At 68.7% G+C, this 26365-nt stretch carries 28 protein-coding genes; 13 read left to right on the forward strand and 15 right to left on the reverse strand.

Annotated elements, in window-relative coordinates:
- Positions 1-43: 43 nt before the first annotated feature.
- Complete coding sequence (locus tag ACLJRM_RS17630; protein ID WP_410663623.1) at positions 44-799, reverse strand: thioesterase II family protein; 756 nt, start codon at positions 797-799, stop codon at positions 44-46.
- 164 nt (positions 800-963) lie between these two features.
- Here ACLJRM_RS17630 and ACLJRM_RS17635 point away from each other — a divergent pair, with 164 nt between their 5' ends.
- Positions 964-1341 carry a hypothetical protein gene (locus ACLJRM_RS17635; RefSeq protein ID WP_410663624.1) on the forward strand — a complete coding sequence of 126 codons (378 nt, stop codon included), beginning with the start codon at positions 964-966 and terminating at the stop codon, positions 1339-1341.
- On the opposite strand, the gene ACLJRM_RS17640 is transcribed toward ACLJRM_RS17635, so the two are convergent.
- Entirely contained in the window at positions 1317-2201 is an 885-nt protein-coding gene (locus tag ACLJRM_RS17640; protein ID WP_410663625.1) for an alpha/beta fold hydrolase, read from the reverse strand. The genes ACLJRM_RS17635 and ACLJRM_RS17640 overlap by 25 nt on opposite strands.
- 57 nt (positions 2202-2258) lie before the next feature.
- Here ACLJRM_RS17640 and ACLJRM_RS17645 point away from each other — a divergent pair, with 57 nt between their 5' ends.
- Positions 2259-3080: a helix-turn-helix domain-containing protein gene (locus ACLJRM_RS17645; RefSeq protein WP_410663626.1), complete on the forward strand. Its 822-nt coding sequence runs from the start codon at positions 2259-2261 to the stop codon at positions 3078-3080.
- Here the strand turns inward: ACLJRM_RS17645 and ACLJRM_RS17650 are convergent.
- On the reverse strand, positions 3051-3740 hold the full coding sequence (locus tag ACLJRM_RS17650; RefSeq protein WP_410663627.1) for a hypothetical protein: 690 nt from the start codon (positions 3738-3740) through the stop codon (positions 3051-3053). The two genes, ACLJRM_RS17645 and ACLJRM_RS17650, sit on opposite strands and share 30 nt — an antisense overlap.
- A 97-nt stretch (positions 3741-3837) precedes the next feature.
- Between ACLJRM_RS17650 and ACLJRM_RS17655 the strand changes: the two genes are divergently transcribed.
- On the forward strand, positions 3838-4695 hold the full coding sequence (locus ACLJRM_RS17655) for a fructosamine kinase family protein (protein ID WP_101608060.1): 858 nt from the start codon (positions 3838-3840) through the stop codon (positions 4693-4695).
- Position 4696: 1 nt separating this feature from the next.
- Here ACLJRM_RS17655 and ACLJRM_RS17660 read toward each other — a convergent pair whose 3' ends face one another.
- On the reverse strand, positions 4697-5371 hold the full coding sequence (locus ACLJRM_RS17660; protein ID WP_101608059.1) for a TetR/AcrR family transcriptional regulator: 675 nt from the start codon (positions 5369-5371) through the stop codon (positions 4697-4699).
- A gap of 92 nt (positions 5372-5463) precedes the next feature.
- On the opposite strand from ACLJRM_RS17660, the gene ACLJRM_RS17665 reads away from it, so the two are divergent.
- On the forward strand, positions 5464-6189 hold the full coding sequence (locus ACLJRM_RS17665; RefSeq protein ID WP_410601090.1) for an SDR family oxidoreductase: 726 nt from the start codon (positions 5464-5466) through the stop codon (positions 6187-6189).
- 94 nt (positions 6190-6283) lie between these two features.
- On the opposite strand, the gene ACLJRM_RS17670 is transcribed toward ACLJRM_RS17665, so the two are convergent.
- From ACLJRM_RS17670 to ACLJRM_RS17680, 3 genes are all read right to left on the reverse strand, one after another.
- Positions 6284-6769 carry a hypothetical protein gene (locus ACLJRM_RS17670; RefSeq protein WP_410601091.1) on the reverse strand — a complete coding sequence of 162 codons (486 nt, stop codon included), beginning with the start codon at positions 6767-6769 and terminating at the stop codon, positions 6284-6286.
- Positions 6770-6850: 81 nt separating this feature from the next.
- Positions 6851-7114, reverse strand: coding sequence for an amphi-Trp domain-containing protein (locus ACLJRM_RS17675; protein ID WP_101608056.1), 264 nt, complete (start codon positions 7112-7114; stop codon positions 6851-6853).
- A gap of 81 nt (positions 7115-7195) precedes the next feature.
- Positions 7196-7795 carry a formylglycine-generating enzyme family protein gene (locus ACLJRM_RS17680; RefSeq protein WP_410663862.1) on the reverse strand — a complete coding sequence of 200 codons (600 nt, stop codon included), beginning with the start codon at positions 7793-7795 and terminating at the stop codon, positions 7196-7198.
- Positions 7796-7847: 52 nt separating this feature from the next.
- Here ACLJRM_RS17680 and ACLJRM_RS17685 point away from each other — a divergent pair, with 52 nt between their 5' ends.
- Positions 7848-8465 (forward strand): GNAT family N-acetyltransferase, encoded by a 618-nt coding sequence (locus ACLJRM_RS17685; RefSeq protein WP_101608054.1) that lies wholly within the window; start codon positions 7848-7850, stop codon positions 8463-8465.
- Here the strand turns inward: ACLJRM_RS17685 and ACLJRM_RS17690 are convergent.
- Complete coding sequence (locus ACLJRM_RS17690; RefSeq protein ID WP_410663628.1) at positions 8416-9561, reverse strand: Cmx/CmrA family chloramphenicol efflux MFS transporter; 1146 nt, start codon at positions 9559-9561, stop codon at positions 8416-8418. The two genes, ACLJRM_RS17685 and ACLJRM_RS17690, sit on opposite strands and share 50 nt — an antisense overlap.
- Positions 9562-9942: 381 nt before the next feature.
- Here ACLJRM_RS17690 and ACLJRM_RS17695 point away from each other — a divergent pair, with 381 nt between their 5' ends.
- Both ACLJRM_RS17695 and ACLJRM_RS17700 read left to right on the forward strand, forming a co-directional pair.
- Entirely contained in the window at positions 9943-11022 is a 1080-nt protein-coding gene (locus ACLJRM_RS17695; RefSeq protein WP_410663629.1) for a dihydrodipicolinate reductase, read from the forward strand.
- On the forward strand, positions 11019-11498 hold the full coding sequence (locus ACLJRM_RS17700; protein ID WP_101608051.1) for a carboxymuconolactone decarboxylase family protein: 480 nt from the start codon (positions 11019-11021) through the stop codon (positions 11496-11498). Before ACLJRM_RS17695 ends, ACLJRM_RS17700 begins: the two co-directional genes overlap by 4 nt.
- A gap of 231 nt (positions 11499-11729) precedes the next feature.
- Here ACLJRM_RS17700 and ACLJRM_RS17705 read toward each other — a convergent pair whose 3' ends face one another.
- Complete coding sequence (locus ACLJRM_RS17705; RefSeq protein ID WP_410663630.1) at positions 11730-13295, reverse strand: GMC oxidoreductase; 1566 nt, start codon at positions 13293-13295, stop codon at positions 11730-11732.
- Between the two features lie 219 nt (positions 13296-13514).
- On the opposite strand from ACLJRM_RS17705, the gene ACLJRM_RS17710 reads away from it, so the two are divergent.
- Entirely contained in the window at positions 13515-13880 is a 366-nt protein-coding gene (locus ACLJRM_RS17710) for an RNA-binding S4 domain-containing protein (protein WP_410663631.1), read from the forward strand.
- A gap of 5 nt (positions 13881-13885) precedes the next feature.
- Here the strand turns inward: ACLJRM_RS17710 and ACLJRM_RS17715 are convergent, their stop codons facing one another.
- Positions 13886-14293 (reverse strand): YybH family protein, encoded by a 408-nt coding sequence (locus ACLJRM_RS17715; RefSeq protein WP_410663632.1) that lies wholly within the window; start codon positions 14291-14293, stop codon positions 13886-13888.
- 177 nt (positions 14294-14470) lie between these two features.
- On the opposite strand from ACLJRM_RS17715, the gene ACLJRM_RS17720 reads away from it, so the two are divergent.
- Both ACLJRM_RS17720 and ACLJRM_RS17725 read left to right on the forward strand, forming a co-directional pair.
- On the forward strand, positions 14471-16816 hold the full coding sequence (locus ACLJRM_RS17720; protein WP_410663633.1) for a cellulose binding domain-containing protein: 2346 nt from the start codon (positions 14471-14473) through the stop codon (positions 16814-16816).
- On the forward strand, positions 16813-18264 hold the full coding sequence (locus ACLJRM_RS17725; RefSeq protein ID WP_101608046.1) for a cellulose binding domain-containing protein: 1452 nt from the start codon (positions 16813-16815) through the stop codon (positions 18262-18264). The genes ACLJRM_RS17720 and ACLJRM_RS17725 overlap by 4 nt, the downstream gene beginning before the upstream one ends.
- Before the next feature lie 44 nt (positions 18265-18308).
- Here ACLJRM_RS17725 and ACLJRM_RS17730 read toward each other — a convergent pair whose 3' ends face one another.
- Positions 18309-19049, reverse strand: coding sequence for a class I SAM-dependent methyltransferase (locus tag ACLJRM_RS17730; protein ID WP_410663863.1), 741 nt, complete (start codon positions 19047-19049; stop codon positions 18309-18311).
- Positions 19050-19162: 113 nt separating this feature from the next.
- Here ACLJRM_RS17730 and ACLJRM_RS17735 point away from each other — a divergent pair, with 113 nt between their 5' ends.
- A complete protein-coding gene (locus ACLJRM_RS17735) occupies positions 19163-19756 on the forward strand; it encodes a TetR/AcrR family transcriptional regulator (RefSeq protein ID WP_101608044.1) in 594 nt (197 codons plus the stop codon).
- On the opposite strand, the gene ACLJRM_RS17740 is transcribed toward ACLJRM_RS17735, so the two are convergent.
- From ACLJRM_RS17740 to ACLJRM_RS17750, 3 genes are all read right to left on the reverse strand, one after another.
- A complete protein-coding gene (locus ACLJRM_RS17740; RefSeq protein WP_101608043.1) occupies positions 19737-20570 on the reverse strand; it encodes a bifunctional 5,10-methylenetetrahydrofolate dehydrogenase/5,10-methenyltetrahydrofolate cyclohydrolase in 834 nt (277 codons plus the stop codon). The two genes, ACLJRM_RS17735 and ACLJRM_RS17740, sit on opposite strands and share 20 nt — an antisense overlap.
- Positions 20567-21190 carry a cyclodeaminase/cyclohydrolase family protein gene (locus ACLJRM_RS17745; protein WP_410663634.1) on the reverse strand — a complete coding sequence of 208 codons (624 nt, stop codon included), beginning with the start codon at positions 21188-21190 and terminating at the stop codon, positions 20567-20569. Before ACLJRM_RS17745 ends, ACLJRM_RS17740 begins: the two co-directional genes overlap by 4 nt.
- Before the next feature lie 123 nt (positions 21191-21313).
- Positions 21314-22144, reverse strand: a complete 831-nt coding sequence (locus ACLJRM_RS17750; protein WP_101608041.1) for a peptidoglycan-binding protein — start codon at positions 22142-22144, stop codon at positions 21314-21316.
- A gap of 166 nt (positions 22145-22310) precedes the next feature.
- Between ACLJRM_RS17750 and ACLJRM_RS17755 the strand changes: the two genes are divergently transcribed.
- Both ACLJRM_RS17755 and ACLJRM_RS17760 read left to right on the forward strand, forming a co-directional pair.
- A complete protein-coding gene (locus ACLJRM_RS17755) occupies positions 22311-22766 on the forward strand; it encodes a hypothetical protein (protein ID WP_410663635.1) in 456 nt (151 codons plus the stop codon).
- Between the two features lie 189 nt (positions 22767-22955).
- Complete coding sequence (locus ACLJRM_RS17760) at positions 22956-25289, forward strand: chitobiase/beta-hexosaminidase C-terminal domain-containing protein (protein ID WP_101608039.1); 2334 nt, start codon at positions 22956-22958, stop codon at positions 25287-25289.
- 124 nt (positions 25290-25413) lie between these two features.
- Here ACLJRM_RS17760 and ACLJRM_RS17765 read toward each other — a convergent pair whose 3' ends face one another.
- Positions 25414-26343 carry a hypothetical protein gene (locus ACLJRM_RS17765; protein ID WP_410663876.1) on the reverse strand — a complete coding sequence of 310 codons (930 nt, stop codon included), beginning with the start codon at positions 26341-26343 and terminating at the stop codon, positions 25414-25416.
- Positions 26344-26365: the final 22 nt, after the last annotated feature.

The following is a 26365-nucleotide window of genomic DNA, read 5'->3' on the forward strand; positions in this document are numbered from 1 at the left end:
CGCGGCGACCGTCGGACGACGTCACCGGTGTACGTCACCTCGCCTACGCGACTTCCGGTTGGACGTCGAGGAAGGCCGCCTCCAGCCGTCGGATCCGGGCCCAGAACTCGGCCTCCCGGCCGGATTCGAGAACGCCGAGATGCCCGCCGGGGACGACGCGGCCCACGAACGGCCCGGAGGTCCACACCCGCCAGCCGCCCGTGGCGTCGTCGCCCGCAGCGAACGCGGGATCGTCGGTGCCGCGAATCGCCGCGAGCGGGCACGAGAGCCGTGTCCTGACGGGCCCGCGGTAGGCGTTCACCAGCTGGAGGTCGCCGAGCAGCAGGTCCAGCGCGTACTCCCAGCCTTCGGGTGAATCGCGGTAGCCCGCGACCGGGGTGAGCCCGGTGCGGCCGAACACCCGTCCCATGGCCGACGCGCCCGCCTTGGCGTCCTTGTCCGGCGAACGTCGTTGCGGGGCGCACGCGTCCACGACGATCAGCGCGCGCGGGGCGACGCCCAGCCGTTGCGCCGTTTCCAACGCGACGAAGGCGCCCATCCCGAAACCGATCGTCACGGTGCGGGAGAACCAGTCTTCGGACGTCGCATCGGTCAAGAGCGTGGCGAGTTCTTCGACAGAGGACGCCGGCGTTTCCGAGGGCCGTTCCCCGTGTCCGGGATATTCGACGCCCCAGACGTCCGCGCCTGCCGTGGCGGCGAGTGGGCCGAACGCCTGGAGAGTTCCCCCCGCGGGCGGAAGCAGCAGGTAGCCGGGGCCGCGACTGTCTGATGTGGACAGTGGAACGAGCGGGGCCGTCATGATCCGAAAGATACGCGCGGTTAACCCGAATGGGGTAACGGTTTGGGTTCGACCAAGATCAATTCACCCGGCAGGGGGAGAGCTCCGGAAGAAAGGCCACTGGCCGTGTCGTATCTGGCGTTCTCCGTTCGACGTCCTGATAAAGGAGCCGGAAGGAGAAAGCGATGACCACCACGACACTGGCCTCGACCACGCGGCTGAACCCGGTGCGCCGTACCCTGCCGGTTCTGCTGGCGCTGGAGGACGACGCGGAAGACCTCGGCCGCCTGTCCCCGGACGACAGGCTGACCTGCCACGTGCACGGCCGCTGGATCCACGAGTGCGTCGCCTCCCCGATGCACGTCAATCCGATCACCCGGCACCGCTGGTGCCGCTCGTGTGCGACCACGCTGATCGTCTCCGTCGACGAGCTGTCCGGCGACGTCAAGATGTCCTGCCCTCGGTGCGGCCACGGCGAAAGCGCCGCTTCGGCCCGGCTGATCGCCGCGTGCCGGGCCAGCCTGGAGGCGGCACGCGGTCACTCCGGCGCCAAGGCCGCCTGAGCGACCCACTCGAGGACTCGCTCGATGACCAGGTCGCGATCCTCCGGCCGGAGGTAGAGGTAGTGCCCGGCGCCGGGCAGGATTTCGACGTCGGCCCGGGGGAGCAGGCTTTCGAGTCGTGCCGCGGCGGCGGCCGGATCGTGCACGGCGCTACGCCCGCCGAACAGGGCGAGCGTGGGTACCTGGATGGACCTCAAGTCCTGCTCGTCCGGGCAAACCTGGAACGGCACCCGTGCGCGGTACGACCGAATCCCGGCGAGCACCAGCCGGGCGGCGGGCTGGTCGAAGATGTCCTCTCCCGCGGACCACGTCAGGAACCGCCGCCACAGGCGTTCACTGTCGAGTACGGCCGCGGGCATGCCGTACCAGAACACCTTCCGGGCGAACGGCGCCGAGACGGTGGTCGCGTCCAGCAAGCCGAGGGACGCGAGCCTGCCGGGCGCGTGGATCGCCTGGTTGACCGCGTGCCAGCCGCCGGTCGAACCACCCACGAGGTGCACCGAGGTCAGCCCGAGGCGCTCGAAGACGTCGTCGAGCGCGCTCGCCCGGTCACGGATGTCCTTGAACGGAGCGGTTTGCACGCTCCGGCCCGCCTCGCCGAGGGTGTCGATCGCGTAGACCGCGTGCCGTTCGGCCAAGGCGGGGATCAAGGCCGCGTAACAGGCCGAGGTCGCCATGAGCCCGGGCAACAGGGCGATCGGCGGGTCTTCGCCGCCGTAGCGGTAGACCCGGGTGGTGCCATGGCGCGTCTCGACGTCGAACATGGCGCTCGGCTCAGGGCACTCGGCCATGGCGCGGTCGTAGGCGGCGAAGTAGCGCCGTTCCGCCGCCGGATCTCTGAATTTCCCGATTTTCGTCATGCGAGGAACGCTAGGCAGAGCCACGTTTCCGGTCTTGAACGAAAGTAAGATGGCGGCATGGGCGGGTGGAGTCTCGTGGTTCCGCGGCGGGACATCGTCCGCGCGCCGGGAGAGCGGGTGCTCCGGCTGCCGCATCCCAGCCTCGCCGCCCATGTCTCGAGTTACGTCGCGCACGATCTTCCCGACGCGGGGCCGAACTCCTGGCGGGTCACTCCGCTCTCGGTGCTCATCTGGGTGATCGACCTCGAAGCGCCGGAACGTGCGATGCCGGAATCGCCCGTACTGGGGTTGCGAGATCGGCCGCTCCTCGCGGAGCAGACCGGTGCTTCGCAAGGTATCGCCGTCGCCCTGACCCCGCTCGGCGCGTACGGATTGTTCGGGATTCCGCTGCGGGAGCTGACGAATTCGGTGATCGCGGCGTCCGATCTGATGGCGTCCGGGCTCCTGACCGAGCGGCTCGCGGAGGCGGAGGACTGGCCGGAGCGGTTCCGGTTGCTCGACGAGTACCTGATGGAGAAACTCGCACGCGGTCCGGAACTCTCCGCACCTGTTCGGTACGCCTGGGACCGGCTTTCGGCCGCACCGGTCCGCGTCGACGCCCTCGCGGACGCGATCAGCTGGAGCCGGCAGCACCTCAATGCCCGGTTCCGTGCACAGATCGGGTTGAACCCCAAGACCATCGGGCGGATCACCCGGCTCAACCGCGTGATGGCGCTGCTGAACCGGGCGTCGTCCCTCGGATGGGCGGAGGTCGCGCACTTGGGCGGCTACAGCGATCAGGCGCATCTCGTCCGGGAGTTCAGGGCCCTGACCGGCTGCAGCCCGACCGAGGTCGGCAAACCGGCCGGGTTATTTGTTCCGCCAGGTCACGGCGCGTGAATCGGCGGTCTCGTAAGGCTTGGACGTGTACGCGAGCGAGGCGATCGGGTCCGACGGGACGCCGAAGTGCAGACGGCAGGCCTCGAAGACCGCTCCCTTGACCGAGAAGTCGTGCGGCGCGATGCTGCCGCCCTTGCAGCCGGTGACTTCGGAAGCCCCCACCCCCAGCAGAGAGCCCGGCCAGCCGCCGCTCTTGGTCCTCGCGCTCAGGATCGGCGCGGCCACCCTGGCCAGGTTCGTGCCGTCGACGTTCGTCAGCTTCTCGCGGACGAAGAAGAAGTGCTTGCCGCGGAGTTTGGCCTTGTCCTCGTCCTTGAGCGGCAGGGCGTTGATGTCCGCGTCGGACGCCTTCACCGATTCGACGGTGACCGTCAGCCCGACGAAGCCCTTCGCGTAGTCACTGTAGATCGGGATGATCGCCTGCTCGCCGAACTTCAGCTTCGTGCCCGGTTTGACCGCGTCGCCGGTGACCTCCAGCGTGGGCGTGGTGGTCAGGTACGGCTTCTCCGTCGTCGTCGGCGGGGCACTGGCGGACGTCTCCCCGGACGTCGTGGCGGCGGTCCTGGCCTGGCCGGTGTTCGTCGGCGGCGTGCAGCCGACCAGCGCGGCGCCGAGCACCGTGGCGACGACGGCGTGACGAACTCTCGGACGTGTGGGCACGACCGATCCCCCCTCGAAAGTGAAAGCGCGTGGATTTCCCCCGGCGATCACTCTAGACAACGAGCGTTCACTCGATCGGCGGAGGTAGGTTGCGGGTATGACCCAGGTTTCGTCGCCTGCCGAGGCGGCCACGAGGATCACTGGACGAGCCGTTGTCGAGCAGAGGGGTCTCTCGGGCGCCGTCACCGAAGTGGTGCTGGACAGCGGTGACACCGTGGTCGTCAAACGGGGCCACGCGCGGAACGCGACTTCCGCGGAGGCGGCGGGGCTGAGATGGCTGGGTGAAGCAGGTGCCGTCCGGGTGCCCGAGATCCGCGGGTTCGACGGCGAATGGCTGGTGACCGAACTGGTCGGTGGCGGCCGCCCGACGCACCACGCGGCGGAGCGGCTGGGGCGGGGACTGGCGGCGTTGCACGCGGCCGGTGCGCCCGCGTTCGGCGCGGCGCCGCCGGAGGGGCCTGTCGACGCGTGGATCGGCTTGGCCCCGATGGAGAACGCGCAGGGGGAGGACTGGCCGGAGTGGTACGCCGAGCATCGGGTGCTGCCGTATGTCCGCCGCGCTGTCGACGAGGGCACGCTGGACGCTGCCGAGGCCGTTGTCATCGAGCAGGCCTGTGCGCGCCTTCCGGAGGTGGCCGGACCGGCGGAACCTCCCGCCCGGCTGCACGGTGATCTGTGGAACGGCAACGTGCTGTGGGGTGCCGTCGAAGCCTCGATCATCGACCCCGCCGCGCACGGCGGCCATCGCGAGACCGATCTCGCCATGCTGCAGTTGTTCGGCTGCCCGCTGCTCGACCGCGTACTGGCCGCCTACCAGGAGGTCAACCCGCTCGCCGATGGCTGGACCGACCGGATCGGGGCGCACCAGCTGTTCCCGCTGCTCGTGCACACCGTCCTCTTCGGACGGTCCTACGCCGGGCAGGCGGTCGCTGCGGCGAGAGCGGCGGGCCGGTAGTTCACCGCGCGATGCGGTCGAGCCATTCGGCGAGCATCGCGTGCTCGGCCGGGGTCAGCGCGTCCCCGGGTTCCTTCTCCAGCGCGGCCTTGAGCGCGATCGCGCGGCTCGGGATGTCCGAAGCTTCGTCGGTGGTGTCAGTGGTGATGGTCGCGATGACGTGTTCGCGCGCGGCGGTGATCAGGCCCGGATCGCGCTGCTCCGGCGGGCTCGCGAGGAGCGAGAGGATCACGCCCATCCCGGTCGCGTGGACCAGTTGCGCGGCTTGTTCGACGGGTACGCGCAGCCTGCCCGCCTCGGCGATGCGTTCGACGATCAGGCGGAGCATCGCGTCCGCCTCTTGACGCGCTTCGCGGACGCGGGGCTCGCCGTACATGAGCATGTAGAAGGCTGGCTGGGACAGGCCGAACTCGACGTGCAGGTCCCAGCCGCGCCGAAGGTCGAGCACCGGGTCGTCGGTCTCGCCGAGGCCGTGCTTCTCGCATAGATAGCTCTGGAAGCCATACGTGGCGACAGCGTCGAGAAGGCCCTCCTTGTCGCCGAAGGTCCGGTAGAGGGTCGGCGCCTGCACTCCGGCGGCCGCGCTGACCGCGCGCGTCGACAACGCTTCGCGGCCGCCCTCCAACAGAAGCTCCGCCGCCGCCCGGACCAACCGGTCTTTCGTCGTCAAGCTCATGTATCAACGATAACACCTGCCGGGTAGCGCTGCTTCGGTATCGGTGATACGTTGAGAGCGTTATCAACGGAAACACCTGATGGGAGCACCTCATGACACGCGTAGCGATCGTCACCGGCGGGTCGCGGGGAATCGGCAGGGAATCCGCCGAGCGACTGGCCGCCGACGGATTCGCGGTCGTCGTCGTTTACGGCGGCAACAAGGACGAGGCGCAGGCCGCGGTCGACGCGATCGGCGCCAAGGGCGGTCAGGCGATCGCGGCTCAGGCCGACGTCGCCGACGAGCACGCCGTCGCGGCCGTGTTCGACACCGCGGAGAAGACCTTCGGCGGGATCGACGTCGTGGTCCACGCGGCCGGGACCATGTATCTCGCACCGGTGGCCGAACTGGATCTCGACCGGCTGGACCGGTTGCACCGCACCAACATCCGCGGCACCTTCGTGGTCGATCAGCAGGCCGCCCGCCGCGTCCGTGACGGCGGCGCGATCATCAACTTCTCCACGTCCGTGCTCGGCCTCGCTCTGCCGGGGTACGCCGCCTACGCCGCCACCAAGGGCGCGGTCGAGGCGATCACCCTGGTCCTCGCCCGCGAACTGCGCGGCCGCGACATCACCGTGAACGCGGTCGCCCCCGGCCCGACGGCCACGGCGCTGTTCCTCGACGGCAAGGACGAGGAAACCATCGCGAGCATGGCCGCGCAGCCGCCACTCGAACGCCTCGGCACCCCGTCCGACATCGCCGAAGTCGTCTCGTTCCTCGCCGGTCCGGCCCGCTGGGTCAACGGCCAGGTCCTCCGCGCCAACGGCGGCATCGTGTGAGGTCTCCCTACGGCTGGTGTTCCCAATGTCGCATCTGAGACGCTCAGCGACTCAAATGCGACATTGGGAACGTGGTCGCCGTCCTCGTCACTCACTAGGGCCGCGGCTCCGTGTCGTCCACTCCGATCCCACGAAGATCCGCCGAAGTGAACACCGCGTCCGCCCGCTCCCCGAGAAGGATGCCGACCAGCGGTTCCATCGTGTCGACGTACGACTCCAGCAGTTGGTTTCGCAGGTCGAGGCTTCGTCCCATCGACTTGAGCACCGGCTCGTCCTGGCCTGCCCGCTCCAGTACCTTGACGAGCAAGCCGCCTTCGAGAATGCCCGATGGCTGGATCGCCAGATGGTTCCGGGCCGCGCTGGTGAACATCATGAACAGGACCGAACCATCGGTCCTGTCGGAGACACCCTCGAAGGTCAGTTCGAGACCGAAGAGCGACTCCAGCCCCTTTAGCACCTGCTTCCGGTGAGTGTGCAGGGCGTCGGATTCGGCCTTGTCATCGATGAACCGGTCCGCGTAGTCCGGCTGAGCCTGGAGGTAGGCGAGAGCGAACGCGCGGCGATCGTAGTTCTTGGTCACGGGGGAACAGTAGGGAACAGCAGGGCGGGCCCGCCACGGAATTAGCGAGCCCGCCCCTTGAAGTCCTTTGTGGACGGAAGATCAGACGACGGTGCCTTCGGCGTCGTCGTCGGAGTCGGACTCCTCGATCTTCCACTTCAGCTGGAACTCGACCTCTTCCTCGCCGTCACCGCGTTCGTGCTCGATCGAGAACTGCGCGCGGGCGGGGACGCGGAACCGTTCCCCGGCGATCTGGATGCGGAACGAGGTCTCGGACTCGAGCGCGTCGGCGAGGCGGCGCAGCTTGGCGACGACGTCGGCGGTGGAGTAGACGCGTTCGACGTCTCGGGGAGCGGATCCGGTCACGGTTTCCTCCAGGGTCCGACACCCTGGCCGGGTGTCCGTGGCGTCATTCAATCGTGTGATCATCGCGCGCCGCAGCCGGGGTCACGGTGTCCGGGCGAAGCGGAAACCGACGTCGTCGACGCGGAACGTGGGGTGGCTGCGGCGCCGTACCCCGGCCCGGCAGCTCCAGTGTTCGTCGAACCAGCCGCCGCCTCGCAGGACCCGGTACTCGCCGTAGACGTCGGCGTCGTAGATGTCCCAGCACCATTCCCAGACGTTGCCCAGCATGTCGTGCAGGCCCCACGCGTTGGGAGTCTTCCCGCCGACTTCGTGCACCGACTCCGCCGAGTTCTCGCGGTACCAGGCGATCTCGTCGAGCGGTCCGTAACGGGGACCGCTCGTACCGGCTCGGCAGGCGTGCTCCCATTCCGCTTCGGAGGGCAGGCGGTAGCCGTTCGCCGACCGGTCCCACGACACTTCGGGGTCCAGCCGGTAGGCCGGGGTCAGCCCTTCGCGTTCGGACAGTGCGTTGCAGAACAGGAGGGCGTCCGGCCACGAAACCTCGACGAGGGGAAGCCTGCCGGCCTCACGGGTGACCGGAACCGGCGCGAGCAGGAAGGACGCGACGGCGACGGTCCAGCTCCGCTGCGTCCGCCGGTCGGAAAGCGTTACCTCGCCCGCCGGCACGGTGATCATCTCCATGGTCCGGCCGATGGTACCCAGAACGGCGGCGCCGGTGCGCCATGATGAGCGGGTGCCTCTGCTCATCGAGCCCGTCCTGCCTGCCGGTACGTTCCGGGCCGCCAAGCAGCCGTGCCTGGTCGTCGACGACAGGCTGGTGTTGCGACCCTGGTGCGCTGAAGACGCGGAGAGCGTCGAAGCCGCCTTCGCCTGTCCCGCCATCCAGCGCTGGCACGTCCGCCGCGTCGACGGCGAGGCCGAAGCACACGCCTGGATCGCGGGGTGGGAGCAGCGCTGGACGGACGAGACGGACGCGAGCTGGGCGGTGGTCGACGCCCGTGAAGACCGGCCGGTCGGGCAGGTCGGCCTCCGCACCGTCTCACTCTTCGAGGCGTCGGCGCAGTTGTCCTATTGGGTTCTCCCTTCCGCACGCGGCACCGGGATCGCGGGCGGCGCGGTGGCGGCGTTGACGCGGTGGGCGTTCGGAACCATCCGGCTGAACCGGTTGTCCCTCCTGCATTCCACCGCGAACAACGCTTCCTGCCGCGTCGCTGACAAGGCTGGATACGGCCTCGAAGGCACCCTGCGCTCTTCGATGTTGCACGCGGACGGGTGGCACGACGTCCACCTCCACGCGCGGCTCAGGGGCGACTCGGCACCTGTGCCCGCCGGATCAGCAGCAGCGGTATGACGGCGATCGCCGCGCTGATCCAGAGGGCGTGGCGATAGTCGTCCGTCGCTTCCGTGACGAAACCGGCGAGCACCGGTCCCAGGAACGCGCCCGCGTTGAGCGCGACCGTCGCGAACGAACCGCCCAGCGTCGGTGCCCCGGTCGCCACGTGCATGACGCGCGCCACCAGCGCCGACCCGCAGCCGAACGACAGTCCACCTTGGACGGTCGTCACGACGAACAGGGCGATCGGGTGCGCTCCCGTCGCCGCCAGCACCGCCCAGCCCACCGGCAGGGCGCACAAAGCGAGGATCAGGCCGCGCCGGAGTTCACCGTCGCCCTTGCGGCCCGCCACGGTGACCCCGAGGAACGCGCCGACGCCGAAGGCCGCCAGCAGCGCGGAAACCGCCCCGGCGGGGAGGTGGGCGACATCGGTCGCGATGACCGCGAGGAACGCGAACGTCGCGAAGGTCGCGCCGTTGACCAGGGCCGCGAGGATCATCGCCTGCCGCACCGGAGGCGCTTTCAGTTCGTGTGCTTCGCGCCTGATCGAGATTTCGGGCCTGTCCACCGCCTCGGTGGGCGTCGAACGGAACACCAGGACCAAGGCGGGCAGGCACAGCGCGGCGACCGCCCAGAACGCGGAGCGCCAGCCCGCGAGATCACCCAGGACGGATCCGGCGGGCACACCGGCGACACACGACAGCGTGATCCCCGCCAGCAGGACCGCGGTCGCCCGCGCCTGCTTTCCCGCCGGTGCCAAGGCGACCGCGACGGGCATGGCGACGGCGAGGAACCCGGCGTTGGCGACCGCCGCGACGATCCGGGTGCCGAACAGCACCGGAAAACTCGTCGTCACCGCGCCGATGACGTGCACCACGACGAAGGCGGTCAGAAACCCGGCCAGTGCCCGGCGGCGCGGCCAGCGCGCGCTGAGCACGGCCATCGCGGGGGCTCCGACGATCATTCCGACCGCGTACGCCGAAGTCAGCGCGGCGGCGGCGCCCACCGGGACGGACAGGTCACCGGCGATTCCCGGCACGAGACCGGAAGCCATGAATTCGGAGGTGCCTTGCGCGAAGACGGCAAGGCCGAGGACATAGACGAACAGGGGCAACGGACGACTCCCAAGCAGAAAGTGAACAGGAGGAGCCGTGCGCGGGACAGGACGAAAACCGGCCGGGCGCACGGAAGAGCGCTCCGGTCACCGGGAAGCGAGGAGGACGGCGTCTAACCGCCGGACACGACGACTCGCCGCCGGATGACCGGCGGCGGGATTCTGTCCGACTCGGGGCTCGTCACGAGTGCGCACATTACACAGGCGGTGGCGAACGGCCTAACGGGTATTGCCGGTCGGCGAAGAAAACGGGGTCCGTTCCGCGGACCGGAACGCTTTCGTTGCCCCCTTGAATAAAGCCGAGTAATGCGTTCTGACCTGCGGTTTTCGTGATTGTTTCGGTACTGGGAACCGATCCGGGATTCGGTTAACCTCGACTCCATGATTCCAACGGTCGTCTGGGGTACAGGCAACATCGGCCGTGCCTCCATCCGCGCCGTGGACGCGCATCCGGCGCTGGAACTCGCCGGTGTGCTCGTGCACGATCCCGCGAAGGTCGGCCGCGACGCGGCCGCGCTCGCCGGTGTCGACGGCGAATTCGGTGTGGCGGCGACCGATGACGTCGAAGCCGTGCTGGCGGCGGGCCCGCGGGCGGTGGTGTACGCGGCGTCCGGCGACATCCGGCCCGCCGAGGCGCTCGCCGACATCGTCCGCGCGATCCGGGCGGGGGCGGTGGTCGTGACACCCGCGCTCTACCCGCTGTACGACCAGCGCAACGCGCCGGACGAACTGCGGGAACCGGTGCTCACGGCGATCGCCGAGGGCGGCGGCTCACTGTTCGTCTCGGGCGTCGATCCGGGCTGGGGCAACGACATCCTGCCGTTGCTGATCAGCGGGCTCGGCACCACCGTGGAGGGGGTCCGCTGTCAGGAGATCTTCGACTACTCGACCTACGACCAGCCGGATTCCGTCCGCTACCTGGTCGGCATGGGACAGCCGATGGACTACCAGCCGCCGATGCTGGCCCCGTCGGTTCCCACCATGGTGTGGGGCGGGCAGGTGCGGCTGATCGCCCGCGGCCTCGGTGTCGACCTGGACGAGATCCGCGAGACGCTCGACCGCCGTCCGCTCGAGGAAACCGTGACCACGCGGGCGATGGGTGAGTTCGAGGCGGGTACGCAGGGCGCCGTCCGGTTCGAGGTGCAGGGGATCGTGGACGGCGAGCCCCGCATCGTCATCGAGCACGTCACGCGCATCCACGCGTCGTGCGCGCCGGACTGGCCGAAGCCGCCCAGCGGCGACGGGGCGCACCGGGTGATCATCGAAGGCCGTCCCAGGATCGAGGTCTCGGTGGAGGCCACGGACGAGGGTGAGAACCGGTCCGCCGGCGGCAACGCGACCGCGGTCGGCAGGCTGGTCGGCGCCATCGACTGGCTCGTGGACGCCAAACCGGGGCTCTACGACGCACTCGACGTCCCGTTGCGACCGGCCATCGGCAAGCTTGGAAGGAGCGCGCGATGAACATCGACATTCCCGAGGGCAAGGACCCGATCGGCTACGTGTGGGGCGAGATGGTGCCCGGCATCGGTGTCGCGGCGTCGAACTTCTCACTCGCGGTCTACTCGCACACCACGCTGGGGCTCCGCGAGTTCGAGGCGGCGCGACTGCGGACCGCGCAGATCAACGGCTGTGTCTTCTGCCTGGACTGGCGGACCGAACGCGACGGAGTGAAGGTCGAAGAGGAGTTCGCCGACGCGGTGACCGAGTGGCGCACCACCGAGGCGTTCGACGAACGTACCCGGCTGGCCGCCGAGTACGCCGAACGCTACGCGCTCGATCACCACGGAATCGACGACGAATTCTGGAAGCGGATGGGCGAGCACTACAGTCAGGCGGAAATCGTCGAATTGAGCATGAGCATCGGTGCCTGGCTCGCCTTCGGACGGCTGAACCATGTGCTGGGAATCGACACCGTTTGCGTTCTGCCGAAGATTTGAGAGCTCAGAGGAAAACGCGAGCGATTTCCAGCCACTGCTGAGCATCCTCGCCTCGCGGTCAGCTGAGTGCCGAACCACGGAAACCCTTGGCCCAGGGGAATGTCGCGTAGCGCCTTCTCCAGCACGGCGCCGAACGACTCCGGGGTCCGGATCGCGATGAGCACGTTCACCTCGGCACCGAAAACGGGGCGGCGGGCGCCGCGCACGAGGCACCCGCCGCCCCGGACGGCGTCAGAGATCGGTGGCGAGGATCTTTTCGATGTTCCTCTCCGCCAGCGCGGTGATGGTGACGAACGGGTTCACCGAGGTATTACCCGGAATCAGCGCGCCGTCGATCACGTAAAGTCCCGGATAGCCGTTGAGCCTGCCGTAATTGTCGGTCGCCTTGCCCAGTACCGCGCCGCCGAGCGGGTGGTAGGTGAGATGGTCGCCCCAGATCTTGTACAGCCCGAAGAGGTCGGTCCGGTAGATCGTCCCCTCCTTGGAATTGATCTTGTCGAAGATGGTCTTCGCCATGTTGATCGACGGCTGTTTCCAGGCTGTCTGCCAGTTGAGGTCGACCTTGTTCGTACTCGCGTTCCACGAGAACGCCGCCCGGTTGGGGTTCTTGGTGATGGACAGGTAGAACGAGGCGTAGGTCTCGATACCGGTCGGCAGCGGCGCGACCTCGGCGAACGCGCCGCCCGCGGCCCAGTTGTCGATGCCCGCGGTGGGGATGGACGACTGCAGCGCGCCCGTGGCGTCCCACATGTGGTTCGCCCGGCCGCACATGACGTTCCCGTTGTCGCCCCAGCCCTTGCCGACCTCGGTGCTGAGGTTGGGCAGTGCGCCGGTGGCCTTGAGCTTGACCAGCAGCTTGCTCGTGCCGACACTGCCCGCTGCGAAGAACACCTTGTCCGCGGTCACGGATTTCGTCGCGGTCACCGTGCCTGCCGTGTCGAGCTGCTCCATCACCACGGTGTACCCGCCGCCGGACGACGGCGTGACCGACGTGACGCGGTGCAGCGACGAGATCGTCACCCGCCCTGTCGCCTTGATCCGCGGGAGATAGGTCTGCTGCAACGACTTCTTGCCCGCGTTGTTGCCGTAGAGGATCTCCCCGGCCAGCGCGGACCTCGGCACCGTGCCCGCCTGCTCCTTCTTCATGTAGTCCCAGTCGTACACGTCCGGAACGAACAGGAACGGGAAACCCGATCGCTGCGCGTGTTTCCGGCCGACCCGCGCGTACTGGTAGCACTCGGCGGTTTCGAACCAGTTCTGGTCGATGGTGGCGACGCCGAGCCCCGTGTTGGCACGCGGGTAGTAGACGCCGTACATCTCGTCGGCGTTGACCGTCGGCAGGACCGAAGCGAAGTTCTCGCGCTTCGGCGTGACGGCCATCCCGCCGTTGACCAGTGAACCGCCGCCGACACCGCGGCCCTGGTAGACGGTGATGCCGCTGAACTCTTCGGCGTCGAGGATCCCGGTGTGGCGCGGGACGTCCTTGTCCAGCGGGAAGCCGAGGAAGTTGCTCAGCGGCTGCTTGGTCCGCGTCCGCAGCCAGAAGGACCGGTAGTCCGGGGTGGTGGTGTTGGCGAAGATCTTGCCGTCCGTGCCCGGGGTGTCCCACGCCTTGCCGAGCTCGACCAGGTGGACGTCGACGCCCGCTTCGGCGAGCCGGAGCGCGGCGACGCAGCCGCCGTATCCGGAACCGACGACGAGCGCCGGGATTCGCGCGGCGTCCGCGATCGAACTCTTCGCCGACGGCCTGTTCTCAGCGGAGGCGAAGGCGGTCCCACCCAGGGCTGTCGCCCCCAAGATAGAACCCGTTCCAGTAATAAAGACGCGGCGGGATAACTGCCCGGAAGCGCTGCTCCGCATGGTTTCGTCGCTCACGTGATCGTCCTCACCGTTGAGGGATTTAGAACAAGTTATACCTGTGGGACTGCCGGGAGGCAACGAAAGTGAAAGTTCTTTCGACTCGCTTGGGCCGGGCAGGCGGGCATCGCGCCGGTCGATGGGCCACTATGTACTGCTGTGGAGTCCACTCGAGTTGATCGCTGGCTGTGGGCCGTCCGGCTGACCAAGACGCGCCCCGATGCCGCCGCCGCGTGCCGCGGCGGCCATGTCCGCGTCAACGGCAAACCCGCCAAACCCGCGACGACGGTCGTGGCGGGCGACGAGGTGCGCGCCCGGGTCAACGACACCACGCGGATCTTGGAAGTGACGCGGGTGATCCAGAAACGGGTCGGTGCCGCCGACGCCGCGACCTGTTTCCTCGACCGGACGCCCGCGCCGCCGCCCGAGTCCGCCGTGCCGGTCGCGCGGCGGGAGCGGGGCGCGGGACGCCCGACCAAACGGGAACGCCGGGTGCTCGACCGTTTCCGTACCGGTGAGAACTGAGCGGTTCAGTCCGAACCGGCCTCGGCCGGGAACGAATGGTGCTCGTGTGCGACGAGCCAGCGGCCGGACTCCTTGCGCAGCCCGAAGGTCAGCCGCAGCCGGTTCGCCGGGTTCCGCTCGAACTCCTCGGCCGTGCCGCAGCGCAGCAGGGCGTGCGCGAACGCGACGTTCTCGCCCGCGGTGACGTCGAGCGAGACGATCTCGAACGACGCGCCCGTCGCCTGCCAGATGAAGAAGGACGGCCAGGTTTCGCGGTAGGCGTCGATGCCGAGAACGCCTTCGTAGGGCGGCGGGACGTCGAACATCACGATGTCGCCGGTGTGCCCGGCGAGAACGGCGTCGAGATCGCCGGCGTGCACGGCCTTGGCCCAGTCCTCGATGAGGGTGCGGATCCGGCTTTCGTCGGTACTCATGAAGTGCTCCTCTGATGGGTTCGACTTGATAACCCCGCGAGGCCCGAAAACTCATCGTGTTCACATACATGGATGTTGTTCACATCCGTTGACGAGTGACAGGGACGTGAACTATAAAGACGGAGTCCGGGTGTACACGCCGCAACACCTTCCGTCAGTCCGTCACGGAGGTTTCGGGTGTCCCGAAAAAGTCCTCTTCGTCGTGCCGTCCTCCCGGCGGTCGCCGCCGTGGTCGCCACCGCCGCACTCCTGCAGGTACCGCCCGACGTGGCGGACGCGGCGCCGGGGCCCGGCGCGCTGACCGGCCTCGATGTCGGCGCGGCCAACCGCCGCGCGCCGGTCGCGGGACTCTACGACTGGTCCAAGGCCGGGTACCGGGGCGGCGCCACGCTGCCCGGCTCCGGTGAAGTGAATCCGAACGCCGCCTGCCAGGTCACCGCCGCGGAACTGGCGGCCCAGTACAACGTCGAACCCGACGACGGCGCCGACGACACGAACGGGATCCAGGCGGCGATCGACGGGATCAAGAGCGCGTGCTCGCCGTCGGGGAGCTACACCAAGCTGAGCACGATCACCTTCCCGGCAGGCCGGTTCGACGTCACGCACGAGATCCACGTCGACGCCGACTACCTGATCCTGCGCGGCGCGGGCAAGGACGCGACGAAGTTCGTCTACCGGCCCGACGCGAACACCCGGTACGACACCCTCACCCCGGACGGTTCCGACTGGGACGAGGACGGGATGACCTCGGGCGCGGGCAAGGGCGGCTGGCTCTGGCCGGGGCGCGGGCTGTTCCGTGTCCAGTCCAGGGGAGTGCACTCGTCCTACGCGAGCGACCACGCCTCGGCGCCCGCCAACCGCAAGGACATCTTCGAAGGGACGATCAACGTCCACTGGAAGGCCGGGGTGAAACTACGGGGCAAACCGGGTGACACCGCGTTCGCCGCGCGGACGGGGGACCGTGTCGTCCACCTGGCGAGCAGCGGCGCCCTGACCTCGCTCGCCGTCGGCGGCCTGGTGAACATCCGCGCGGCCAACTCGCAGAAGTTCTACGAGCAGCAGCAGGCGACGCCGACCACGTTCCCGTTGCTGAACATGCACATGCGCCAGCAGATCTTCACCATCGCGGCGCTCGACACGTCCGCGCGCACCATCACCCTCGACAAACCGCTCGAGTACGACGTCCCGGTGAACTCCACTTCGGACGGTTCGGCCCCGATCGACGGCGCCACCTACGACTCGAAGGCGGCGCCGCTCGTCGATCCGGTGCTCGGCGTCGGATTCGAGAATCTCGGCTTCACGCAGGACATGCCCGGCCTGAACCCGGCCGAGGCGAACAACAACTACGGGAACATGGCGCCCGCCGCCGAGATGCACGGGATCGTGTTCAAGTGGGCGGCGAACTCCTGGGTCCGCGGCATCCGCGCCGACCTGACCGGATCGCATCCGATCGTCACCGAGGAGGCCAAGAACCTCCAGATCGTCGACAACGAACTCAACGGCTCGTGGAACAAGGGCAAGGGCGGCAACGGCTACTTCCGCGGCTCCCGGGTCTGGGACTCGCTCTACGCCGGGAACACCTCCACCCTGTTGCGGCACTTCACCTTCCAGTGGTCCGCCTCGGGCAACGTGGTGATCGGCAACTCGTTCGACTCCGACCTGAACCTGCACGGCGGCTGGGAACGCAACAACCTCTTCGAGCTCAACACGGTCAAGGTCCCCTACGCGCACCGCTCCGGGAACTGCCGGGCCAACTGCGGTGAAGAGGGCGGCGGCGGTCCCGACGACTCGAACTGGTTCCCGATCTGGTGGGGCGCGGGCAAGAAGGCCGTCAAATGGTCGGGTGCCACCGGCCCTCGCAACGTGTTCTTCAACAACGCCATGACCAAACAGCTCACGGACAACGGCCCGTATAACGACTTCTACGCCGACCGCCATCGCGTGTACGCCTTCGGGTGGGACGGCACCGCGTACAAGCACCTCGACGTCGGAGGCACGCCGATCGCCGACTGGGCGAAGAACGAGCAGCGGGACTACACCGGAGGACACGGGGTCGACGCGACCAAGACCGACGCCGCGTCGTCGCTGTTCCTGAAGTCCGTCGACGGGACTCCGCCGTCCTCGTCGACAGGCCAGACCTCGACGCCGACCACGCCGATCACACCGACCTCGACGACGCCGACCACCACGACCAGCTCGAATCCCGGCGGTTGCCTGACGGCGGCGTTCGCCCGTAAGTCGGTGTGGGACAGCGGCTACGGGGCCGGTTTCACCATCACCAACAGCTGTTCGGCGGCGGTAGGTTCGTGGGCGGTCGAGTTCGACCTGCCCGCGGGGACGACGGTCAGCAGTTCCTGGAGTTCGGTGCTGACCAAGACCGGCCAGCACCACCGGTTCGGGAACGCGTCGCACAACGGAAGCGTCAAACCCGGCGGCACGGCGACGTTCGGCTTCAACGCCGCCGGTCAGGCACTCCCGGTCGCGTGTTCGATCGCCGGAACGAAGTGCGGAGGCACGGAATGACGAGGAAACGACTGCTCGCCGCGATCGCGGCCACGGCGTCGGTGGCGGGCCTGTTCGGCGCCGTCGTCTCCGCCGAGGCCGCCGCGCCCAGCCTGTCCGCCGTGTTCGCCCAGAGTTCGGCCTGGGACAGCGGATACGGCGGGAAGTACACACTGACCAACGCCGGGGACGCGAACAGTACACAGTGGACGATCGAGTTCGATCTGCCCGCCGGGACGGCGATCACCGCGTCGTGGAGTTCGGTGCTGACCAGGACCGGGCAGCACTACAAGGTCACCAACGCCGGCTTCAACGGCACGATCAAACCCGGCGGGACGGCGAGCTTCGGCTTCAACACCGCCGGACTGGGCCTGCCGACCGGATGCACGGTCAACGGCAGCCCGTGCGGGGGAGGGGCGCCGACCACCACCACGCCGCCGAGCACGACGACCACCACGAGCAAACCACCGACCACCACGACGACCGTGCCCGCGGGCGATGTCGTCGACGTCGACACGGCGGCGGAGCTGCAGGCCGCTCTGGCGGCCGCGAGCCCTGGTCAGACCATCCGGCTTGCCGCCGGAACCTACCGGGGTTCCTTCATGGCCACGAAACCCGGGACGGCCGGTGCGCCGATCACGGTGACCGGGCCGTCGACGGCGGTCCTGATCAACGACGGCCCCTCGGGTGAGGCACCTTCCTGCCCGGCGCCGACGGCGGGCTGGGACTCCGGGTACGGATTCTGGCTCTACGGTGCGCCGTACTGGCACCTCCAGGGTTTCACCGTGCAGGAGTCGAAGAAGGGCATCGTCGCCGACAACTCGCACCACACCGTGATCGACGGGGTACGGGTGCACCGGATCGACGAAGAGGCCGTCCACTTCCGGCGTTCGTCGGCCGACAGCGTCATCCGTGACTCGACGATCAGCCACACCGGCCTCGTGCAGGCGGGCTACGGCGAGGGCGTCTACCTCGGCTCGGCGAACTCGAACTGGGCGTGCCACGGCAACTCCGGCGGAGTCGACCGCAGCGACCGGATCCAGGTGCTCGGCAACCACATCGGACCGTACGTCGCCGCGGAGGGCATCGACGTCAAGGAAGGCACCGAAGGCGGCGTCATCCGGGGCAACACCTTCGACGGTCAAGGGATCTCCGGGCAGAACTCGGCCGATTCCTGGGTCGACGTCAAGGGATTCGGTTACGTCATCGAGGACAACACCGGCACCTTCGCCGCACCGGGGACGTTCGTGAACGGCTACGAGACGCACAATCCCGGCACCACCCCGTCCTTCCCCAACGGCTGCGGGAACGTCTGGCGGGGCAACAAGTCCGATCTCGGCGGCGTGGGCCAGTACGCCATCAAGATCACGTCGACTTCGAAGTGCCCGGAACGGCCCAACGTCGTCCACGCGTCCAACACCGTGTCCAGGGCGGTGAACGGGCTGACCAACATCCCCGTCACGCCTTGACGGACGCCGGTGGCGGGAGCGGCGCGGCTCCCGCCACCGGCGCGTCAGTCCCGGACCGCGGTGATCGTGACGGTGGCGTAGCGGGTGGTGAACCGGCCGCCCAGCCGGTCGATCGCCTCGCCGACTTCGGCGAGGATCTGTTGCTGCGCACCGGGTTCGACCCAGGTGAGCGAGCCGAACGTCGGGAGCTGGTCCAGCCATTCGTCGCGGGTGTGGACCCGATCCCAGTCGTGGCGGATTCGCTCCGGTTCGCGGAAGCCGCCTGCTTCGCGCAGGCCGTCGGCGACCTTCGCGATGAGCGGCCCATACGGGTCCGCGGGCTGTTTCGGCACACTCTTGAGGTCGATCGGGGCATCGGGGACGAACCGCCGGTACGCGTCGGCCAGGGCGTCCGTGACTGCTTCCGGTGGTTCGGGCACGTGCCAGAACGCGGCCCAGACCCCGCCCGGCCGGAGGACTTCGGCGGCCTTGGCGGCGCCTGCCACCGGGTCGACCCAGTGCCAGGCCTGCCCGGAGACGAGCAGGTCGAACCGGCGTCCGGCGGGTTCCCAGGCCTCGAACTTCGCGATCTCGACGTCGATTCCGCTCCGGCGGGCGAACTCGGCCATCCGCGGATCCGGTTCGATGCCCAGCACGTGACAGCCCGCCGCCTGGAACTGGCGCGCTTCGATTCCGGTGCCGATACCGACGTCGAGGGTTTCGCGGCCGGGAGCGGCCGCGACGAGGTGGTCGATGAGTTCCGGGGGATAGGCGGGCCGGGTCCGGTCGTAGCGTTCGGCGTCCACGCCGAAGGATTCCGCGGCCTGCCGATGACGGTGAGGCTCCTGCCCCGACGGTAGAGTGGGCATGCGCCCACCTTAAGTGGGCACTTGCCCACTCGTCAACGCGAAGGAGCCGTATGCCGACCGGGGTGGCCCTGCGCGCCGTGCGCGCGCAGTTGTTCGACGCCGCTGAACGCGTTCTGCTGCGAGACGGGCCGAGCGGTCTCACCAGCCGCGCGGTGACCACCGAGGCGGACTGCGCGAAAGGCGTGCTGCACCGGCACTTCGACGACTTCGACGCGTTCCTCGCCGAGTTCGTGCTGGACCGGGTCGAGAAGCTGGACGAAGAGAGCCTTCACCAGGCCGTCGGTACCGGAACGGTCGTCGACAACCTTGCGGAGGCACTCACGGCGGTGTTCGAATCGGTCGCGGTCGCGATCGTCCCGCTCGTGATCTTCCGCGACGAACTCCGTGCCCGGTTGCGCCGCGAGTGGCCGGCCGGGGTCCCGGTGCTGACGCAGGCGGCCGTGATGATCGCCGGTTATCTCAAGGCGGAACGCGAAGCGGGCAGGATCGCCGAGGACGCCGACGTCGACACGCTCGCGGCGACGCTCATCGGCGCGACGCATCTGCTGTTCGCCGATCGCACGGGTGCCAGGCCGGAGGCGGCCCAGGTCCGGAAGACCGTGGCCGCCGTCGTCGGCTCCGGGGTCAGGCCTGCGCGGCGGTGACCGTGTGCCGCAGCAGCAGCGAAGTGGTGACCGGGCCGACGCCGCCGGGGACCGGCGTGATCGAGCCCGCGATCCCCTCGACCGCGGCCTGATCGACGTCGCCGACGAGCCCGCCTTCGGGCGTCGGGTTGGTGCCGACGTCGATCACCACGGCGCCGGGCTTGACGTGGTCCGCGCCGACGAAGTGCGCGCGGCCGACGGCCACGACCAGGACGTCCGCGGTCCTGGTGACCGCCGCGAGGTCCTTGGTGCGGGAGTGGCAGACGGTCACGGTCGCGTTCTCGCCGAGCAGCAGGAGCGCGGCGGGCTTGCCGACGACGGTCGAGCGGCCCACGACGGCGACCTGGGCGCCGGACAGGGCGACCTGCTCACGCTTCAGGATCTCCAGCACCGCGGCGGCGGTCGCGGGAGCGTAGGTCGGGAGGCCCGCGGTGAGGCGGCCGAGGCTGACCGGGTTGGCGCCGTCGACGTCCTTGGCGGGGTCGATGTGCGCGCCGACGTGGTCGAGCGTCACGCCCTCGGGCAGCGGGGTCTGGCAGATGATGCCGTGCACCGAGGGGTCCGCGGACAGCTTGTCGAGTTCGCGGGTGACGTCCTCGCCGGTCGGCTTCTCGAGCTGGACCACCCGGCAGTCGACGCCGACCTTCTTCGCGGCGCGCTCGATCGAGCGCACGTACCAGGCGGTGGCGTCGTCGTCGGTCGGCACGAGCACGGCCAGCGTCGGAGCGGTGCCCGACTCGCGCAGCTTGGCGGCGGTCTCGGTGACCTCGGCGGTGATGGCGGCGGCGATCGCGCGCCCGTCGATCAGCGTCATCGGGCGATCCTCTCGCGGACGGCGGCGACGAGCGCGTCGGCGCGCCCGGCGGCGGGGGTGTGCTCGGCGAGCCGGGCTTCGGTCTCCTTGCGCAGCTGCTCGTCGGACATCGACGCGAGGTTGACCTCGACGTTGACCACGGCCGACTCGAGCGCGGACCTGGCGGAGGAGGCGGCGACCGCGATGTCGGAGATGACGTTGGTGTTGGCGCCTTCGAGGATCGAGGCGGCGACATCGACGACCTCGGCGGCGAGGGCGGCCGTCCGCAGCGGGACGTCGGCCGCGCCGACCAGGGCGGCCTGGATGGCGGCGCTGCGGGCCTGCTTCTCCTCGTCGGTCGCCTTGGGGAGCTTGTAGGCGGCGACCACGGCGTCGAACGCGGCGGCGTCGTCGGCGGCGAGGCCGAGCGCGCGGGCGCGGAGGTCTTCGGCCTTGGCGAGGGCCTCGGTCATCGTCGCCTCGTGCTCGGCGTACTTCGGCTTGCCGATGGTCAGGTTGCACACCATGGAGACCAGGGCGGCACCCACGGCGGCGTTCATCGCGGCCGCCGCGCCACCACCGGGCGTCGAGGCCTTCGAAGCCAGCTCGTCGAGCCACTGACCGACCGGTTGAGCCTCCACGCGATGTTCCCTTCCCGCTGATTTCGCCGTCGCGCCGAAGCCTACCCGGGCGTTCGCGGACGGCCCGAAGGCCACCTTTCGCCGATGATCAACGTCGGCGGAGGTGGCCTTCGGGCAGCGGGGTCACGCGCGCTGGTACTCCTCCCAGGTGACCTTCGGCGAGACGGCGGGGCCGTCGTCGGAACCGCGGCCCGCGAGGCCGTTGTAGCCGAGGTAGTAGTCACCGGCCTGGTGCTGCGCGCCGGACGACAGGTCCGGATCGGACAGTGCGATCGCGTGGATGTGATAGGCGAAACCCTGAGCAGGGGTCCGGACCCAAGCCGCGAAGCCCACCTGACGCAGCTTCTTCGCGACGTCGGTCCGCGTGGCCGAAGACATGCCCTCGACGCCGATGTCGAGCGCGCCGCCGCCGTCGTGCGTACCGGCCGAAGCGCCGACACCGCCGGGGTTGTACGAGCCCTGCGTGATGGTGAGCTGCCTGCCGAGCAGGCCCTCCGCCTTCACCAGCATCGCCTTGGTCCGGGTGTTCATGGTCTTGCCGTGGTAGGTCAGGCGGCTCCCCGCCGAGACCGTCGCGGTCACCGTGTACCGGCCGTCGCCGAGCTTCTCGAGCGACGTCTTGCCCGGCAGGCCGGAGGCGTCGATTCCCGTGTACCCCAGCGACTTCTGGTAGCTGGAGTACGCGGTGATCGTCGACGTGCCGAAGTGGCCGTCGACGTACTGCTGGTCGAGCAGTCCCTTGGCCGCCAGCGCCTGCTCCACCAGGAGCACGCTGTCCTTGGCCCCGGGGGTCAAGGCGCTGTCGGCCCGGCGCGGGTCGATCTGCGCGGCCTTGAGCACCGCTTCCATGCTGGCCGCGGGCACCGCGGCCGCGGCCGGTTCGGCACTGGCCGGTGCGGCCACGCCGAACGAGAGCGCGGTCGCGGTCGCGAGCACGGCTACCTTGGTCAACACTTGCTGCCTCCTGAACGAACTCGCCCGTTGTCCGGTCAGCATGAGCAGCGCGAATACAAGGGCCGTACAAACGGACCCGCCGTTGTCGCCCGGTCGGGTGTCACTCCGGCGAAATCGGAAGTGACCTGATAAGACTTCCGGTGGACGCCGAAAGGTTGAGACCCACATGGTGCTTCGGACTTCGCCACCCTCAAGGGCTCATCTCAGACTGCTCGCGGAGGCGGACGCGGCACCTCCGGCCCGGCGCCGGGACTTGTACGGGGAGATCGAAGACCGGCGGCTGGCCGCGATCCTCGCCGCCGAAGACGTGGCCGAGGAACACGGGCTGAGCGCGCACGTCCGGACCACTTGCTACGTCCACCGCTCCTGGGTGCATCGCTGCGTCTCCGATCCGATGCACGTCCTGGTCGTCACCGGGCACCGATGGTGCCGCCGGTGCGATCGCACGATCGACGTCGAGGTCGACGAGACCTTCCCGGGATCGGTCGAACTCTTTTGCGACGGATGCGGCGTCCCGCCGGACACGGTCGCGAACCGCGAGGTGCTCCGAGCCTGCCAAGCCAGCCTGAGCGCCATGCACGGCGGGGAAGCGTCGACGCTGTACGTCGTCCCGGACCGCTGACAGGCACCCGATCGCGCCACCCGAGGACGCCGAACGGCCGTACGCCTGGCCTCCGGTGGGAGCAGTCAGTGGTCTGGACCACCACTGTTACCGAAGCGTGATCTGGACATATCGCACGGACGGTTACTTTGTTGTGGCGCGCAACGAATTGCTTCGCCCGTGGATTTCCAACGCCGGAGGTGTCACGACGTGAACCGGATCTTTGTGCAGCCCAAACGGCGGAAAGGGGTTCGGGGCGTGCTCGCCCTCGGCCTCTCCGCACTCCTGATCGCCACTGGTCTGGGCGGCGCCACCGCCGCGGCCGCCGACTACAGCCAGAGTGCCGCGTCCTTGAACGCGACCCAGGCACAGTTCTCCTTCACCCCGGCGACGACCGCGCGGTACGTCGACATCCACTACACCGGTGTTCCGGGAGTGGGGCAGCAGAACGTCCGCATGACCGACAACGGGGGGACCTGGCGGCACACCGTCGGTTCGCTCGCCGCCGGCACCGTGCTCGACTACTGGTTCACCTACGAGAAGAACGGGCCGCAGTACGACACCCCGCACTTCGGCTACACCCACGGCGGCAGCGGCACGACCGTCGCCTCGCCGACGTTCGACCCGCCGGGCGGCAGCTATCCGAGCGCCCGCTCGGTGACGTTGTCGACCGCGACCGCGGGCGCGACCATCCGGTACACGGTGGACGGCTCCACGCCGACCGCGTCGTCCACTCAGTACACCGGGCCGATCACGGTCTCCGCGTCCTCCACGGTTTCCGCGATCGCACTCAAATCCGGCTCGACGACCTCCCCGGTCGCCTCGGCGAGCTACACGATCGGATCGACGCAGGCGACCTGTCCCGCCCAGGCCGAGGTCCCGGACTTCGGCCCGAACGTGCGGATCTTCGACCCGGCGATGTCGGCGTCGTCCATCCAGGCCAAGCTCGACGCGGACTTCAACGCGCAGAAGGACACCCTGACGGCGCAGTTCACCGAACGCAGGTACGCGCACCTGTTCAAGCCCGGTGTGTACAACGGCATCCATGACGATGTCGGCTACTACACCTCCGTCGCGGGTCTCGGGCAGAACCCGGGCGACGTCGTCATCAACGGTGACGTGACCGTCGACGCCTTCAACGAGTCGGACAAGGGTGTGGCGCTGCAGAACTTCTGGCGCTCGGCGGAAAACCTCGCCGTCGTGCCGAGCAGTGGCGCGACCCGCTGGGCCGTCGCGCAGGCCGCGCCGTTCCGCCGGATGGACATCCGCGGCGGGCTGAACCTCTTCCCGGCCAGCTACGGCTTCGCCAGCGGCGGGTACACCGCCGACACCAAGGTCTCCGGCAAGACCGCGTCGATCTCGCAGCAGCAGTGGTACACCCGCGACAGCAGCTACGGCAGCTGGGAAGGCGGCGTCTGGAACATGGTGTTCTCCGGGACGAACGGCGCCCCGGCGAACACCTTCCCGAACCCGCCTGAGACCACGCTCGGCACCACGCCGGTGTCCCGCGACGTCCCGTATCTCTACCTCGACAGTTCGGGCAAGTACCGTGTGTTCCAGCCTTCCTTGCGTACCAACGCTTCCGGGCCGAGCTGGGCCAACGGCGGCACCCAGGGCAGTTCGCTGCCGATGAGCCAGTTCTACGTCGTTAAGGCGGGGGACACGGCTTCGTCGATCAACAACGCCCTTTCCCAAGGCTGCAACCTGTTCTTCACACCGGGCGTTTACCACCTCAACCAGACGCTGAACGTGACCAAAGCCAACACCGTCGTCCTCGGGGTCGGGTATCCGACGCTCGTGCCGGACAACGGGGTGGACGCGATGAAGGTCGCCGATGTGGACGGAGTCCGGCTCAAGGGCCTGCTGTTCGACGCCGGCACGACCAACTCGCAGTCGTTGCTGACCGTCGGCCCGGCGGGCTCGACGGCGAACCACTCGGCCAACCCGACGACCCTGCAGGACGTGTTCTTCCGGATCGGCGGTCAGATCGCGGGGAAGGCGACGAACAGCCTGATCGTCAACAGTCGTGACACGATCATCGACCACATCTGGGCCTGGCGGGCCGACCACGGCAACGCGGGCACCTATGGCTGGCCGATCAACACCGGCGACACCGGGGTGGTCGTGAACGGGGACAACGTGCTGGCGACCGGTCTGTTCGTCGAGCATTACCAGAAGTACCAGGTGATCTGGAACGGCCAGAACGGCCGGACGATCTTCTTCCAGAACGAAATCCCTTACGACGTCCCGGATCAGGCCGGATGGAAGAGTCCCAACGGGCTCAACGGGTACGCCGCCTACAAGGTGGGGGACAACGTGACCACGCATGAAGCGTGGGGACTGGGCAGCTACTGCTTCTTCAACGACAACCCGTCGGTGAACCTGTACCACGCGTTCGAGGTGCCGAATCGCTCCGGCGTCCGGTTCCACAACCTGGTGACGGTTTCGCTGAACTACAAGGGGACCATCACCCACGTGATCAACGACGCGGGGGCGGTGACCCCGCCGGGGACCACGCCGAGCAACCTGGTCAGCTACCCGTGACGTCCCAGGGCTGAAGGGGACTTTCCCCGCATCTCACGCAGCGAAGGGCGCTTTCCCCGCATGGCACGCGGGGAAAGCGCCCTTCAGCTCCTTCTGTATAACGCCCTATACCGCCCGGCGACGGTCAGGAGCAGTTGGCGACCTCACCGACGCTTTCCGGAGAAAAGACGCAGGTAGCGCCATCGGCGCCACCGTCGACCTCGCCTTCTTCGTCGTTGCTGGGTGCCTGCCTGCCGGTGTCGCTGTTGCGGCCGCCGGTCAACGTGATCGTGTCCAGGCCAGGGCCGCCGAGTACCTTTCCGGCCAGTTCCGGATCGGCGACATCGTTGCCGTTGGCCTCACCGGTCGCGGTGTCGCACGTCTCGAGCCGAGGTTCACCGCCGGTCAGGGTGATCTTGTCGGCGCCTTCGCCGCCGTCGACGGTGCCGCTGTTGGCCGCGTCGCCGCATTTGGTGTTCCCGCTGCGCCCACCCTGCAGGACGATGGTGTCGTCGCCCGCGTCACCGGTGACGATCCCGGTGCCGGCGTTGGCGATGTTGACGTTGTCGGTGGCGTTGCCGCCGTAGAGGGTGAGAGCGTCGTTCCCGGCGCCGCCGTGGATCTCGCCGTCGTTGCCGTGCGCGCCGAAGTCGTACCCTTCCCTGCCGAGGGTGATCGTGTCGTCGCCGTCGTCCCCGTTGACGATGCCGAGATTCGCCGCGCGGGTGTCGACAATGGACGAGAACGTGTCGTTGCCCGCTCCGAGGTTGATGGTGTCCGGGGGACCGTCGTTCTGAGCGGGGTAGACACCGCCGAAGAAGACGTCGTCGTCGCCGTCCCCGGCGTAGACGATGACGGACTCCTCGCCGTCGTTCAGGTCGGTGACGTGGCACTTGATGACGTCGTTGGCGGGCGTGCCCTCGATGTCGAAGTGATCACCCTTGTCGATGCCCCGGGTCGGAGTGCCGTTGACGGTGCACACGGGCTCCTGCTCGACGGTCGCGGACGCGGCCGGTGCGGACGCCACACCGAGCACGACGACGGCGCACGCGGTCAGGATCAGAGATCTGCGCATGGAATTCCCCTCTCGACGGAAA

Origin of the sequence: Amycolatopsis sp. lyj-84, from assembly GCF_046549075.1 — a bacterium.
Taxonomy (GTDB): Bacteria; Actinomycetota; Actinomycetes; order Mycobacteriales; family Pseudonocardiaceae; genus Amycolatopsis.